This is a genomic window from Variovorax sp. P4_B10, assembly GCF_056402375.1.
In genome coordinates, this window is the sequence record NZ_JBFUHN010000030.1 from 100,632 (window position 1) to 113,422 (window position 12,791).

14 protein-coding genes are annotated in these 12,791 nt (G+C 69.8%); 11 read left to right on the forward strand and 3 right to left on the reverse strand.

Translation table 11 applies throughout. The features are described from left to right. Positions 1-26 precede the first annotated feature (26 nt). Complete coding sequence (locus AC1DXX_RS15985) at positions 27-1,478, forward strand: M16 family metallopeptidase (RefSeq protein WP_478135178.1); 1,452 nt, start codon at positions 27-29, stop codon at positions 1,476-1,478. A 14-nt stretch (positions 1,479-1,492) separates the two neighbouring features. Then, positions 1,493-2,839 (forward strand): M16 family metallopeptidase, encoded by a 1,347-nt coding sequence (locus AC1DXX_RS15990; RefSeq protein ID WP_478135179.1) that lies wholly within the window; start codon positions 1,493-1,495, stop codon positions 2,837-2,839. A 3-nt stretch (positions 2,840-2,842) separates the two neighbouring features. Here the strand turns inward: AC1DXX_RS15990 and AC1DXX_RS15995 are convergent, their stop codons facing one another. After that, the gene (locus tag AC1DXX_RS15995) at positions 2,843-3,754 is read right to left on the reverse strand and encodes a LysR family transcriptional regulator ArgP (protein ID WP_478135180.1); all 912 of its coding nucleotides are present in this window, start codon (positions 3,752-3,754) and stop codon (positions 2,843-2,845) included. A 76-nt stretch (positions 3,755-3,830) separates the two neighbouring features. Here AC1DXX_RS15995 and AC1DXX_RS16000 point away from each other — a divergent pair, with 76 nt between their 5' ends. The 7 genes from AC1DXX_RS16000 (at position 3,831) to pcp (ending at position 8,929) form a co-directional block, all read left to right on the forward strand. Next, positions 3,831-4,469, forward strand: a complete 639-nt coding sequence (locus tag AC1DXX_RS16000; RefSeq protein WP_478135181.1) for a LysE/ArgO family amino acid transporter — start codon at positions 3,831-3,833, stop codon at positions 4,467-4,469. 35 nt (positions 4,470-4,504) lie between these two features. Next, the gene (locus AC1DXX_RS16005) at positions 4,505-5,149 is read left to right on the forward strand and encodes an RsmD family RNA methyltransferase (protein ID WP_478135182.1); all 645 of its coding nucleotides are present in this window, start codon (positions 4,505-4,507) and stop codon (positions 5,147-5,149) included. Positions 5,150-5,192: 43 nt separating this feature from the next. Then, the gene (gene coaD / locus AC1DXX_RS16010; protein WP_478135183.1) at positions 5,193-5,696 is read left to right on the forward strand and encodes a pantetheine-phosphate adenylyltransferase; all 504 of its coding nucleotides are present in this window, start codon (positions 5,193-5,195) and stop codon (positions 5,694-5,696) included. A 6-nt stretch (positions 5,697-5,702) separates the two neighbouring features. Then, positions 5,703-6,365, forward strand: a complete 663-nt coding sequence (gene pxpB / locus AC1DXX_RS16015) for a 5-oxoprolinase subunit PxpB (protein ID WP_478135184.1) — start codon at positions 5,703-5,705, stop codon at positions 6,363-6,365. Beyond that, positions 6,362-7,360: a 5-oxoprolinase subunit C family protein gene (locus AC1DXX_RS16020; RefSeq protein WP_478135185.1), complete on the forward strand. Its 999-nt coding sequence runs from the start codon at positions 6,362-6,364 to the stop codon at positions 7,358-7,360. The genes pxpB and AC1DXX_RS16020 overlap by 4 nt, the downstream gene beginning before the upstream one ends. Before the next feature lie 65 nt (positions 7,361-7,425). Then, positions 7,426-8,160 (forward strand): 5-oxoprolinase subunit PxpA, encoded by a 735-nt coding sequence (gene pxpA, locus AC1DXX_RS16025; protein WP_478135186.1) that lies wholly within the window; start codon positions 7,426-7,428, stop codon positions 8,158-8,160. An 85-nt stretch (positions 8,161-8,245) separates the two neighbouring features. Further along, positions 8,246-8,929, forward strand: coding sequence for a pyroglutamyl-peptidase I (gene pcp / locus AC1DXX_RS16030; RefSeq protein ID WP_478135187.1), 684 nt, complete (start codon positions 8,246-8,248; stop codon positions 8,927-8,929). Between the two features lie 8 nt (positions 8,930-8,937). Here pcp and AC1DXX_RS16035 read toward each other — a convergent pair whose 3' ends face one another. Further along, entirely contained in the window at positions 8,938-9,648 is a 711-nt protein-coding gene (locus AC1DXX_RS16035; RefSeq protein ID WP_478135188.1) for an alpha/beta fold hydrolase, read from the reverse strand. 145 nt (positions 9,649-9,793) lie between these two features. Here AC1DXX_RS16035 and AC1DXX_RS16040 point away from each other — a divergent pair, with 145 nt between their 5' ends. Then, positions 9,794-10,435, forward strand: coding sequence for a Yip1 family protein (locus AC1DXX_RS16040; RefSeq protein WP_478135189.1), 642 nt, complete (start codon positions 9,794-9,796; stop codon positions 10,433-10,435). A gap of 31 nt (positions 10,436-10,466) precedes the next feature. Continuing rightward, positions 10,467-11,162, forward strand: coding sequence for a histidine phosphatase family protein (locus AC1DXX_RS16045; protein WP_478135190.1), 696 nt, complete (start codon positions 10,467-10,469; stop codon positions 11,160-11,162). A gap of 18 nt (positions 11,163-11,180) precedes the next feature. On the opposite strand, the gene AC1DXX_RS16050 is transcribed toward AC1DXX_RS16045, so the two are convergent. Beyond that, entirely contained in the window at positions 11,181-12,779 is a 1,599-nt protein-coding gene (locus AC1DXX_RS16050; RefSeq protein ID WP_478135191.1) for an N-acyl-D-amino-acid deacylase family protein, read from the reverse strand. Between the last annotated feature and the right edge of the window lie 12 nt (positions 12,780-12,791).

Here is a 12,791-nt window from a genome sequence, read left to right on the forward strand (position 1 = left end):
GAGCTTTTTACAATCCGACCCATTCTATGAAACACCTCTCGCCACGCAGTGCTGCGTCTGGTGCGGTGCTGGCGGTGGCGCTCACGGCGTCCCTGGTCATGCCTGCGCAGGCCCAGTCCACACCGGCTCCCGCAGCTTCTTCCGCCGCCACCGCGGCAGCACCGGGCCCCCAGCAATTCACCCTCGCGAACGGCATGACGCTGATCGTCCAGCCCGACCGGCGCGCACCGACGGCGGTGCAGATGGTCTGGGTTCGTGTCGGTTCCATGGACGAGGTCGACGGCACCTCCGGCGTCGCACATGCGCTCGAACACATGATGTTCAAGGGCACCAGGGACATCAAGCCCGGCGAGTTCTCGCGCCGCGTGGCGCAGCTCGGCGGCCAGGAAAACGCCTTCACCACGCGCGACTACACCGGCTACTACCAGCAGATTCCGGTCGGCAGCCTCGAGCAGGTGATGAAGCTCGAGTCCGACCGCTTCGCCAACAACCAGTGGCCCGACGACGAGTTCAAGCGCGAGATCGAGGTCGTCAAGGAAGAGCGCCGCCTGCGCACCGAAGACCAGCCGCGCGGGCTGCTCGGTGAACAGCAGAATGCGGCCGTATTCATCGCCTCGCCCTATCACCGCCCCGTGGTTGGCTGGATGAGCGACCTCGACGCGATGACACCCGGGGACGTGCGCGATTTCCACAAGCGCTGGTACGTGCCCGCCAACGCCGTGCTGGTGGTGGCCGGCGATGTCGATGTCGCGCAGGTCCGCGCACTTGCCGAAAAATACTATGGCCGCATCCCGTCGCGCGCGGTGCCCACGCGCAAGCCGCGCATCGAGCCGGTGCAGCGCGGCATCCGCCGCCTCGAGTTCAAGGCGCCCGCCGAGCAGGCCTATGTCTCCCTGGCCTTCCGCGTGCCGCAACTCGCGAACATCGACGACGCCAACAGCGACGCATGGGCACTGGTCGTGCTCTCCGCCGTGCTCGACGGCTATGCCGGCGCGCGGCTCGACCGCGCGCTCACGCAGGGCCCCGACCGCGTGGCCGACTCTGCCGGCGCCTATTCGGGCTTCGTGGGCCGCGGCCCGCAGCTCTTCGTGCTCGATGGCGTGCCCGCTGCCGGCAAGAGCGCGGAGGTGGTCGAAGCCGCGCTGCGCGCCCAGGTGGCGCGCGTGGCCAAGGACGGCGTGGGCGAGGCCGAACTGGCCCGCGTCAAGACCCAGTGGGTCGCGAGCGAAACCTACAAGCGCGATTCGGTGATGGCGCAGGCGCGCGAGCTCGGCAGCAACTGGATCCAGGGCCTGCCGCTCGACGCGAGCGAGCGCATCGTCGCCCGGCTGCAGGCCGTTACCGCGGCCCAGGTACAGGCCGTGGCTGCCAAATATTTCGGCGACGACCAGCTCACCGCCGCGACGCTGCGTCCATTGCCGCTCGAAGCAAAGCCCCGTGGCCGTGGCTTTGCGGCGCCCGCAGGCGAGCTGCACTGAAAGATTCCGACGCCATGAAAACTCTCAAGAAGATGGCGCAGTGCGCCCTGTTCGCAGGCACCACTGCCGTTCTCGGCCTCACCGGCGCGCAGGCCGCGCTGCCCATCCAGCACTGGACGCTCGCGAACGGCGCCAGGATCTATCTCGTGTCGACCAATGCGCTGCCGATCGTCGACGTGCAGGTCGACTTCGACGCCGGCAGCCGGCGCGACCCGGCGCCGCAGGCGGGGCTGGCCAGTGCGACCTCGGCCATGGTCGAGAAGGGCGTGCGCGCCGGCAAGAACGGCGAGCCGGCACTCGACCAGAACGCGCTCGGCGAAGCCTGGGCCGATCTGGGTGCCAGCTTCGACGTGAGCGCGGGCACCGACCGCACCAGCTATTCGCTGCGCACGCTGTCCGCCCCGGCGCTGCTGAACAAGGCGGTCACGCTGGCCTCGCGCGAGATCGGCGAGCCGGCCTTCCCCGACGACGTCTGGCAGCGCGAGCGCGAGCGCATCAACGCCGCGATCAAGGAAGCCAACACCAAGCCTGCGACCATCGCGGGCCGCGCGTTCGGCCAGGACGTCTACGGCGTGCATCCCTACGGCCAGGAGGTCACCGAGGCGACGCTGGCGCGCATCGACACCGCCGCGATGCGCCAGCGCTACCAGCAGCTCATCGTGCCGTGCCGCGCCAAGCTCAGCATCGTGGGCGCTGTCACGCGGGCCGAAGCCGAGGCCATGGCCGCCACGCTGCTCTCGCGTCTGCCCGGCCCCGAGGCCTGCACGCCGCTGCCGACGATCGCGCCGGTGGCCGCGCTGACGGCGCCGAAGGACGAGCGCATTCCGTTCGGTTCCGCCCAGGCGCATGTCTTCATCGGCCAACCCGGCTACCCGCGCAAGGACCCCGACCACTTCGCGCTCAACCTCGGCAACTACGTGCTCGGCGGCGGTGGTTTCGTCTCGCGCCTGACCAACGAGGTGCGCGAGAAGCGCGGCCTGACCTACAGCATCTACAGCGGCTTCGCGCCGGGGCTCGATGCGGGCGCGTTCCGCGTCGGTTTCCAGACCCGGCCCGACCAGGCGGAAGAAGCCGTGAAGGTGTCGCGCGAAGTGCTTGCCAGGTTCGTGGCCGAAGGTCCGACCGAGAGCGAACTCAAGGCTGCAAAAGACAACCTGATCGGCGGCTTTCCCTTGCTGCTCGACAGCAACCGCAAGCTCATCGGCAATGTCGCCAACATTGCCTGGCACGACCTGCCGCTGGACTACCTCGACACCTGGACCACGCGCATGAACGCGGTCACGGCGGCCGACGTCAAGGCGGCCTTCGCGCGCAAGCTGCAGCCCGAGCGCATGGTGACGGTGGTGGTGGGCGGCAAGTAGCCGCTAGGCCAGCGCGTGCGGGCCGCTGTTCGCGGCCGCCCGCACCGCCGCACCCAGACGCCTGAGCAACTGGGGCGCCGCGCGTGCCTGTTGCCAGTAGAGCGGCACCGGCAGCGTCGAGCCGGGGGCCAGCTCGACCAGCTTTCCTTCGCGAATCGCATCGGCCACCATGCTGGCCGGATGCATGCCCCAGCCCATGCCCGCGCACGCTGCCTCGACGAAAGCGTTCGGCGAAGGCACCCAGTGCCGCGGCGTCTCGACGTTGCGATGGCAGATGCGGCGCACCCAGCGCGCCTGCAGCCGGTCCTTGCGGTCGAACACCAGGCTCGGCGCGCTCGCCAGGGTTCGCGCGCCCACGCCTTTGGCGAAATGCCGGCGCATGAAGTCCGGGCTCGCCGCCGCCACGTAGTGCATCGTGCCCAGCGCCTCGCTGTTGCAGCCGGCGACCGGCTGGGCGAGGGCTGTCACTGCCGCGAGCACGGCGCCGCTGCGCAGCCGCTCGGCCGTGTGGTCCTGGTCGTCCACCGAGAGGTCGAGCAGCGCGGCTTCCTCCTGCGAGGCGAAGGCGGCGGCCGCGGCCATGAACCAGGTCGCAAGGCTGTCGGCATTGACGGCCACCCGCACGGTGACCCGCTCGCCGGCCTCGCCGCGGCCCATGCCGAGGCCGGGCAGGGCGTCGCGCAGCTCGTGCTCCAGCATGCCCACGCGCTCCACGTGCCGGCACAGCTGCAAGCCCGCCTCCGTTGCGACGCAGGGCTGGCCGCGCACCAGCAGCGCGCCGCCGGTGCGCTCTTCGAGCAGCTTCACGCGCTGGGACACGGCCGACGGGGTGACGTTCAAGGCCCGGGCCGCGCGCTCGAAGCTGCCTTCGCGCACGACGGCGGCCAGGGCATGGAGAGCGGCGTAGTCGAGCATTCGGTATTAAGTAAAACTGAATTGAAGTTAGCAGGTTTAGTTTGAGTTAATTTCCGCCGCGCGGCAAGCTTGCGCCATGCCTGCCGAACTCGTCATTGCCGCCTTCCTCAACGGACTCTTCATGAGCCTGGTGCTCATCGTCGCCATCGGCGCCCAGAACGCCTATGTGCTGCGCCAGGGGTTGCGGCGCGAGCATGTGAGCGCCGTGGTGCTGTTCTGCGCGGCCAGCGACGCGGTGCTGATCGGCGCCGGCGTGGCCGGCATGGCGCAGGCGCTCAAGGGCCGGCCCCTGCTGGCCACCGTGCTCGCGGGGCTCGGCGCGGCGTTCCTGTGCGCCTACGGGCTCAGGGCGCTGTGGCGCTCGCGGCAGCCCGGCGCCTTGCAGGCGGCAGGGCCGCAGGGTGCATCGCTTTCGCGCGCGGCCGTGGTGGCGCAGGCGGCCGGGTTCACGCTGCTGAATCCGCACGTCTACCTCGACACCGTGCTGCTCGTGGGCAGCGCGGGCGCGCAGTATGCGGGTTCGATCAAGCTCTGGTTCGTGGCGGGTGCTTCGGTGGCGAGCGCGCTGTGGTTCATGGCCCTCGGCTTCGGCGCACGCCTGCTCGCACCTGTGTTTGCCCGCCCACGGGCCTGGCAGATGCTCGATGCGCTGATCGGCGGCACCATGCTCGTGCTGGCCGCCATGCTGGCCCGGCGCGCGCTGACCGGGTTCTGAGGTCTGGCCCGGTGCGGCGGCGTTAAGCTCGCCGCATGCCCCAGAAAGCCGCCGCAGCCCCCCGTCCTCCATCGCCCAAGCGCCCCGCACGACCCAGCGAGGTCCGCATCATCGGCGGCCAATGGAAGCGCACCCGCCTTGCCGTGGCCGACAAGCCCGGCCTGCGCCCCACGCCCGACCGCGTGCGCGAGACGCTGTTCAACTGGCTCGCGAGCCTCGCCGGTGCCGGTGGCGGCGAACTGCCAGGCTGGCATTGCGTCGACGCGTTCGCGGGCACTGGCGCGCTCGGGCTGGAGGCCGCTTCGCGCGGCGCGGCGAACGTGCTGCTGTGCGAGCAGGACAGTGCGCTGGTTGCGCAGCTCCAGGCCGCCAAGACCAAGCTGTCGGCCGAGGCGGTGCGCATCGAGCGCGGCAACGGCGTCACGGCGCTCGAACGCACGACGGCCGGCAGCCTGCATGCCGTCTTCCTCGACCCGCCCTTCGAGAGCACCGCGCTCTACGAACCCGCCCTGCGTGTCGCTGCGCGCGCGCTGCGCCCCGGTGGCGCCGTCTACCTCGAAGCCCCCCGCCAATGGAGCGACGAAGAGCTGGCCGCTTTCGGCCTTGTAGTTTTTCGTTACTTGAAGGCGGGTGCCGTGCACGCGCATCTGCTGCGGCCGGCCTCGGAGGGGACTGCATAATCCGCCGAACAAGCCGCACCGGCAGCATGAGGAAGAAGCAACCATGGCCAGCAACGTCATCGCGGTTTACCCMGGCACATTCGACCCCATCACCCTCGGTCACGAGGACGTGGTGCGCCGTGCAACCCAGCTTTTTTCCAAGGTGATCGTCGCCGTCGCGGCGGGCCACCACAAGAAGGCGCTGTTCAACCTGACGGAGCGCATGGACATGGCGCGCGAAGCCGTCAAGCCCTACAGCGACCAGGTCACGGTCGAGAGCTTCTCGGGCCTGCTGCGCGACTTCGTCGTGGCGCGCGGCGGCAAGGCCATGGTGCGCGGCCTGCGCGCCGTGACCGACTTCGACTACGAGTTCCAGCTTGCGGGCATGAACCGCTCGCTGATGCCCGATGTCGAAACCGTCTTCCTGACCCCCAGCGACAAGTACCAGTTCATCTCCAGCACCTTCGTGCGCGAGATCGCCATGCTCGGCGGCGAGGTCAACAAGTTCGTCTCGCCCAACGTCGAGCACATGCTCGCCGCCAAGGTGCGCAGCCTCGGCCGTGAATAAGCCGCGATGAGCGGTTCGCCGCCACCCCGCCTGCATCTGCTCGGGGATGCAGCGCTCCTGTGCGAGCTGCCGGCACCGGCCACGCTGGTGCAGCAGCAGCGCATCTGGGCGCTGGCCGCGCTGGCCCAGCGCTGGCCCGGCGTCGGCGAGGTACTGCCGGGCATGAACAACCTCACGCTGACCTTCGATCCGACCGCGATCGATCTCGACGCGCTCATGGCGCAGGTGCTCCAAGCCTGGCCGAAGCTTTCCGCCAAAGCCGTCGAAGGCCGGCGGGTCGAGATCCCGGTTGCGTATGGCGGCGAGCATGGCCCCGACCTGGCCGATGTCGCGGCCCACACAGGCTTCACCCCGGCCGAGGTGGTGCGGCGCCACAGCGCGGGCGAGTACGTGGTCTACCTGCTCGGATTCCTTCCCGGTTTCGCCTTCATGGGCGGACTTGCGCCCGAACTCGCCACGCCCCGCCGCGCGGAACCGCGCACCGCCGTGCCCGCGCGCTCGGTCGGCATCGGCGGCGAGCAGACCGGCATCTACCCGCTGGTGTCGCCGGGCGGCTGGCAGCTGATCGGCCGTACCTCGCTCGAGCTGTTCGACCCGGCGGCCGAGTCGCCTACCTTGCTACGCCCGGGCGACCGCGTGCGTTTCGTCGTCGAGAGCTTGCAGACATGATCGTGGTCCAGAAGCCCGGCGTCCTGGCCTCGGTGCAAGACCTGGGGCGGCACGGCCATCGCCAGCTCGGCATCTGCCCCGGCGGCGCGCTCGACGTGCTCTCGCTCACGCTCGCGAACCGGCTGGTCGGCAATGCCGATGGCGCCGCGGGCCTCGAACTCACGATGGGCGGCTGCGCGTTGCGCTTCGAAGCCGACACGCGCATCGCACTGACCGGCGACGACTTCAGCGCACAGCTCGACGGCGTGCCGCTCTGGCCCTGCTGGAGCGTGCCGGTGACGGCAGGCCAGACCCTCAGGCTCATGGGCGCCAACTCGGCGGGTGTGAAGAAGGCCGGATTGCGCAGCTGGCTCGCCGTGGCAGGCGGCATCGACGTGCCGCCCGTGCTCGGCTCGCGCAGCACCGACCTCAAGGCCGGCTTCGGCGGCCACGAGGGCCGCGCCCTGCGCAAGGGCGACCGGCTGCCGCTGGGCGCATCGCGGCTCGATGCCGCACAGCGCGCGCGCCGCCCCTTCGGCCTGCGCAGCCCCGACTGGGGCCCGGAAGAAGACGACGCGGCCATCGCGTTGCGCGTGCTGCCCGGCCCCGAGTTCGAACAGTTCACGCTGGCCGCGCGCGATGTGCTGTGGGGCGAGCCGTGGCGCATCACCTCGCAGAGCAACCGCATGGGCAGCCGGCTCGCCGGCACCGAACTCAAGCGCAAGCGCAGCGGCGACATGCTGTCGTCGGGCGTGATTCCCGGCACGATCCAGGTGCCGCCCTCGGGCCAGCCGATCATCCTGATGGGCGACGCGCAGACCACCGGCGGCTACCCGCGCATCGGCGTGGTGATCCGCGCCGATCTGTGGAAGCTCGCGCAGGCGCCGCTCAACGGCAAGCTGCGCCTCGTGCAGGTCGACATGGCGCAAGCGCTCGCCGCATGGGCCGAGCAGCAGCGCTACCTGGCGCAGGTGGCACAAGGGCTTGCCGTGGCAGGCTGGCCGGGCCCGGCATAGACTGTGCGAGCGGGCAGCCGGTGGACCGCACTGGTGCCGGCGCCTGCAGAAGAAGGAACATCCCCATGCACATCGACCTCAATGCCGATCTTGGCGAAGGCGCCGGCAGCGACGAAGCGTTGCTCGGCCTCGTGAGCTCGGCCAACATCGCCTGCGGCTGGCATGCGGGCGACGCGAAGACCATGCGCCAGTGCGTGCGCTGGGCCATCGCGCATGGCGTGGCCATCGGCGCCCACCCGAGCTTTCCGGACCGCGAGAACTTCGGCCGCAGCACCATGCACCTGCCGCCCGACGAGATCGTGTCCAACGTGCTCTACCAGGTCGGCGCACTCGCTGCGATCGTCAAGGCCGAGGGCGGCCAGCTCACGCACGTCAAGCCGCATGGCCAGCTCTACAACCAGGCGGTGAAGGAGCCCGAACTCGCCGACGCATTGTGCGAGGCGGTGCGCCGATTCGATCCCTCGCTCAAGTTCTTCGGCCTCGCGGGCAGCAACATGATCGATGCCGCGCGCCGCGCCGGCCTCACGCCCGTCGAGGAAGTGTTCGCCGACCGCGGCTACATGCCCGACGGCAGCCTCGTGCCGCGCAGCCAGCCCGGCGCGCTGATCGAGAGCGAGGCGCAGTCGATCGCACAAACCCTCTCGCTGGTGCGCGACCACAAGGTGACGGCCATCGACGGCAGCACCGTGGCCGTCAACGCGCAGACCGTGTGCCTGCATGGCGACGGCGCCCATGCGCTCGCCTTTGCACGCCGCATCCGCGAGCGGCTGGAGGCCGAGGGCATCGCGGTTCACGCCTGAACCGCACCCGTCGTGGCGCCGTGCTGGCGCCAGGGAAATAGCGGGCCCCGGCGCGGGGAGGGTTTCTTGCGGTACCTTCGGCTTCATGACCAAGCCGAAGTCGCCCCAGTCCTCCCTGCCGTTGCGTGTGCTGCTCACGGGCTTCGACCCGTTCGAGCAGGCGTCGATCAACCCGTCATGGGAAGCGGTGCGTGCGCTCGATGGCTGGAAGGTCGGCCACGCCACGGTGCACGCGCGGCAGGTGCCTTGTGTCTTCGGTGAAGCCATCGCAACGTTGGCGAGCGCCATGGACGAGCTGAAGCCCCAATTGGTGCTGTGCGTCGGCCAGGCCGGCGGACGGGCCGAAATCACCCCCGAGCGCATCGCGATCAACATCGACGACGGGCGCATCGCCGACAACGCCGGCCACCAGCCCATCGACCTGCCTGTGGTGCCCGGCGCACCCGCGGCGTATTTCTCGACACTGCCGATCAAGGCCATGGTGCGCGACCTGCGCGCCGCGGGCGTGCCGGCCTCGGTGTCGAACAGCGCGGGCACCTTCGTCTGCAACCACATCTTCTACGGCCTGATGCACCGCATCGCGACGCATCCGGTGCCGGGCCTGCGCGGCGGCTTCATCCACATCCCCTACCTGCCCGAGCAGGCGGCGCTCTTTCCGGGTGCGCCGAGCATGTCGCTGGCCACGATGACCGAGGCGCTGCGCATCGCGGTGGCCACTGCGCTGGCCGTGACGCAGGACGTGGCCGAAAGCGGCGGCCAGCTGCACTGAGGCTCTGTTCAGGCTGCCGGAAACTGCTTCGACAGCCAGGCGTTCAGCGCCGCGTTGACGACCTCGGGCTTTTCCATCGTCAGCATGTGGCCGCACTCCGGCACCCATACCACCTCGGCCTGCGGCAGCAGCGACGCCATCTCGCGCGTGCATTCGGGCGGGGCCAGCCGGTCCTTGTCGCCGCACATCAGCAGCACCGGCGCGCCCAGCGAAGGCAGATGGGTGCGCGCATCGGGGCGCCGCATCACCGCACGGTTCTGGCGGATGAGCTGGGTCGCGCCGGCGCCGAGCACGATGTCGAGATAGCGCTGCACCAGCACTTCGTCGACGGCCTGCGCCGGATGGAAAGCGAAGTAGACGTTCGGCTCGATCACCTCGCGCAACTCGCCGCGCTCGAAGTACTCGATGGCGCCTTCGCGCAGCGTGAACATGTCGGGCGTCTCGGGCCGCGCGCTGGTGCCGAGCAGGGCAAGCCCCGCGATGCGCCCGGGCGCCTGGCGGGCTGCTTCCATCGCGACCATGCCGCCCATCGAGGCGCCGCAGAGCACCAGCGGGCCTGCGTGCTCGCGCAGCACGGCCGCGGCCATGCCTTCGATGGTGTCGTGCCGCGTCTGGGCGTCGCTCACGCGGGCTTGGAACGCGGGGGGAAGGGCAGGCAGCTGGGCTTCCCAGAGGCGCTCGTCGCAGGCGAGGCCGGGCAGCAGGACAAGGTTTGGCATGGGTGGATTTTGCGCGATCGCGGCAACCCGGCACAACGGCATAGGCTTCATGGCCAGCAGTCATCCGGAGCCCGGCTCGACATACTTTCCGGCGCTGCGCGACGCACGCCGCGCGCGCGTTTCCGCTTCATGCCGAGGACAACAAATGAACCTGGTTCAACGTGTGCAGGACATCCTGCTCAAGCCCAAGGCCACCTGGCCGGTGATCGACGCGGAGCCGGCCGATGCCGCTTCGCTCTACAAGAACTACGTGATGATCCTCGCGCTGATTCCGGCGGTGGCGAGCTTCATCGGCCTCTCGGTCATCGGGCTCGGCGCCTTCGGCGTGAGCTTCCGGGTGCCGATCGCGTCGGGGCTCGCCAACATGGTGGTGGGCTATGTGCTGTCGCTGGTGATGGTGTTCGTGCTGGCCCTGATCATCGATGCCATGGCGCCGACCTTCGAAGGCACCAAGAGCCAGATCGGCGCGCTCAAGCTCTCGGCCTATGCGAGCACGGCGGGCTTCGTCGGCGGCATCTTCAGCCTGCTGCCTTCGCTGTCGGTCCTGGGCGCGGTGGCCGCGCTCTACGGCATCTACCTGCTCTACCTGGGCCTGCCGGTGCTGATGAAGTGCCCGCCCGACAAGGCGATCGCGTACACCGCGGTGGTGGTGATCTGCGCCATCGTCGGCGGCTTCGTCATCGCCTGGGTGCTGGCGCTGCTCACGCCGTCCCCCGCGCGCCTCGGCATGGGCTTCGCGAGCGAAGCGGTGGCGGCCGTGCAACAGCTGGCGGCCGCAAAAACCTGAGCGTCACGCGCACGGTGGAAAATGGGCGCCGATGCCAACGCCCAAACCCGACACCACCACCGACCTGATCCTGATCCGTCACGGCGAAACCGCCTGGAACCGCGAACTGCGCTTCCAGGGGCATGCGGATGTGCCGCTCAACGACATCGGCCACGAACAGGCACGCCGCCTCGGCCTGCGGCTCGCGGGCGAAACGGCACAGCACCTCATCAGCAGCGACCTGATGCGCGCCCAGCAGACCGCCGCGCCCGCGGCACTGCAACTCTCGCTGCCGGTCGTGACCTCGGTGACGCTGCGCGAGCAGCATTTCGGCATCGTCGAGGGCATGCGGGCCGACGAGATCCAGAACCTGCATCCGCGGGCCTGGGAAGAATGGCTGGAGTTCCGCGAGGACCACGCCATGCCCGAGGGCGAAAGTGCGCGCGAGTTCCATGCGCGCATCGTCGCGGCGCTCGGCAGCATCGCCACCGCCCATCGGGGGCAGAACCTGATCGTCGTGACCCACGGCGGCGTGCTCGACATGGTGTGGCGCACCGCGAAGGGGCTGAGCCTCAGCGGGCCGCGCCAGAGCGACATTCCCAATGCCGGCTTCAACCGCATCCGCATTGCCGATCCCGCCGCACCCGAGGCGATCGAGATCGTCGACTGGGCCGACACGCGCCACCTCGCGGACCTGCCGCCCCAGCCGACCTACGACCAGCGGCGGCATCTCGACAACAAGGACTGAGGCTCTGCATCAGTTGCGTCAGACGCCGCAGCTGCCCGCCTTCGGCGTGCGCAGCAACGGCACGCCGGCGCCCGTGCCCGTGGGCTCGCCGCCGTCGACCGCGAGCCGGCCGTTCACCAGCACCGTGACCACGCCCTCGGACAACAGCGTCGGCTGCGTATAGGTGGCCTTCGCCGCATAGCGCGCCGGGTCGAACACCACCACGTCGGCGTAGTAGCCGGGCCGCAGGTGTCCGCGCTGCTGCAGGCCCAGCGTGTCGGCCGTCAGGGACGAGCTGCTGCGGATGAACTGCCCCATCGAGATCGTCTGCTCCTTCACGACGTACTGCGCGTACTTGCGCGCGAAGGTGCCGTAGGCGCGCGGATGGCCCTGCGACGAATCGGACGAGGTCATGACCCACGGCCGCTTCATGAAGGCCCGTACGTCGTCGTCGCTCTGGTTGAACGAGGCGATCATCAGGTCACCGTCGCGCAGCACCGCGATGGCGGCGTCCACCGGATCGGTGTTCGCGGCCTTGGCCACGTCGGCCAGCGTCTTGCCGACATACTTCGTACTGCCCGCGGAGAACAGGATGGTGTCGGGGCCGCCGCGCAGGCGCAGGTTCTCGCGCATGCCCGTGCGCAGGCGGTCCTGCACGGCGGCGTCGTCGAAGCGCTGCAGCATGGCCGCGCGGCCGCCGTCGACGGCCCATGGCGGCACCAGCGCGGCCGAGAAGCGCGTGCTCGAGGCCGTCCAGGGGTAGTGGTCGGCCGTGATGTCGAGGCCGGCGGCGCGTTCCTTCTCGATGCGGCGGATGATGTCGCCGCTCTGGCCCTGCACGTCGACGCCCAGCGCCTTGATGTGCGCCACGTGCACCGGCAGGTGCGCTTCGTGGCCGATGCGGATCACCTCGTCGATCGCGCCCTTGAGGCCGATGTTGTACATGGACTCGTCGCGGATGTGGCTGTCGTAGAGGCCGCCGTGCCGCGCGGCGACCTTGGCGAGCTCGATGACCTCCTCGGTCTTCGAGAAATTCTGCGGCGGGTAGAAGAGGCCGGTCGACAGGCCCAGCGCACCGTCGCACATGGCCCGGCTCACATGCTGCTTCATGGCCTCCAGCTGCGCGGGAGTCGGTGCGCGGTTGACCTCGCCGAGCTGGTCGATGCGCACCGGCCCGAAGCCCACGTACATCGCGACGTTGGTGCCGACCGGCGTGGCGCGCAGGCGCTGCGTCTGCGCCGCGATGTCGAAGCCGCCGAAGCCGTCGTTGCCGATCACCGCGGTGGTCACGCCCTGCATGAGGAACGGTATGTTCAGGCGCTTCTGCGGATCGGTGGAATGCAGGTCGGTGTCGGCGTGCGTGTGCGCGTCGATGAAGCCCGGCGCGACGACCATGCCCTTCGCGTCGATGACGCGCCGCGCGCTGAACTGCGCCGGCACCGCCCTGCCTGCGAAGACGATGCGGTCGCCCACGATGCCGACGTCGCCCACGACCGGCGTGTCGGAGTCGCCGGTGTAGACGGTGCCGCCGCGCAGCAGCAGATCGAGTTCGACCGGCGCTTCGGTGGCGGCGTGGAGCGTGGGGGCGAGGGCCGCGAGGGCTGCCACGGCGGCGAGCATGACGAGGGATTTCTGCATGAAGCCAGTTTA

Bases quoted from the DNA above. Each gene is read 5' to 3' on its own strand.
- pxpA (WP_478135186.1), top strand. From the start codon at position 7,426: ATGCACATCGACCTCAATGCCGATCTTGGCGAAGGCGCCGGCAGCGAC.
- pcp (WP_478135187.1), top strand. From the start codon at position 8,246: ATGACCAAGCCGAAGTCGCCCCAGTCCTCCCTGCCGTTGCGTGTGCTG.
- AC1DXX_RS16000 (WP_478135181.1), top strand. From the start codon at position 3,831: ATGCCTGCCGAACTCGTCATTGCCGCCTTCCTCAACGGACTCTTCATG.
- AC1DXX_RS15985 (WP_478135178.1), top strand. From the start codon at position 27: ATGAAACACCTCTCGCCACGCAGTGCTGCGTCTGGTGCGGTGCTGGCG.
- AC1DXX_RS16040 (WP_478135189.1), top strand. From the start codon at position 9,794: ATGAACCTGGTTCAACGTGTGCAGGACATCCTGCTCAAGCCCAAGGCC.
- AC1DXX_RS16045 (WP_478135190.1), top strand. From the start codon at position 10,467: ATGCCAACGCCCAAACCCGACACCACCACCGACCTGATCCTGATCCGT.
- AC1DXX_RS16020 (WP_478135185.1), top strand. From the start codon at position 6,362: ATGATCGTGGTCCAGAAGCCCGGCGTCCTGGCCTCGGTGCAAGACCTG.
- AC1DXX_RS16005 (WP_478135182.1), top strand. From the start codon at position 4,505: ATGCCCCAGAAAGCCGCCGCAGCCCCCCGTCCTCCATCGCCCAAGCGC.
- AC1DXX_RS16035 (WP_478135188.1), bottom strand. From the start codon at position 9,648: ATGCCAAACCTTGTCCTGCTGCCCGGCCTCGCCTGCGACGAGCGCCTC.
- AC1DXX_RS16050 (WP_478135191.1), bottom strand. From the start codon at position 12,779: ATGCAGAAATCCCTCGTCATGCTCGCCGCCGTGGCAGCCCTCGCGGCC.
- AC1DXX_RS15995 (WP_478135180.1), bottom strand. From the start codon at position 3,754: ATGCTCGACTACGCCGCTCTCCATGCCCTGGCCGCCGTCGTGCGCGAA.
- pxpB (WP_478135184.1), top strand. From the start codon at position 5,703: ATGAGCGGTTCGCCGCCACCCCGCCTGCATCTGCTCGGGGATGCAGCG.
- AC1DXX_RS15990 (WP_478135179.1), top strand. From the start codon at position 1,493: ATGAAAACTCTCAAGAAGATGGCGCAGTGCGCCCTGTTCGCAGGCACC.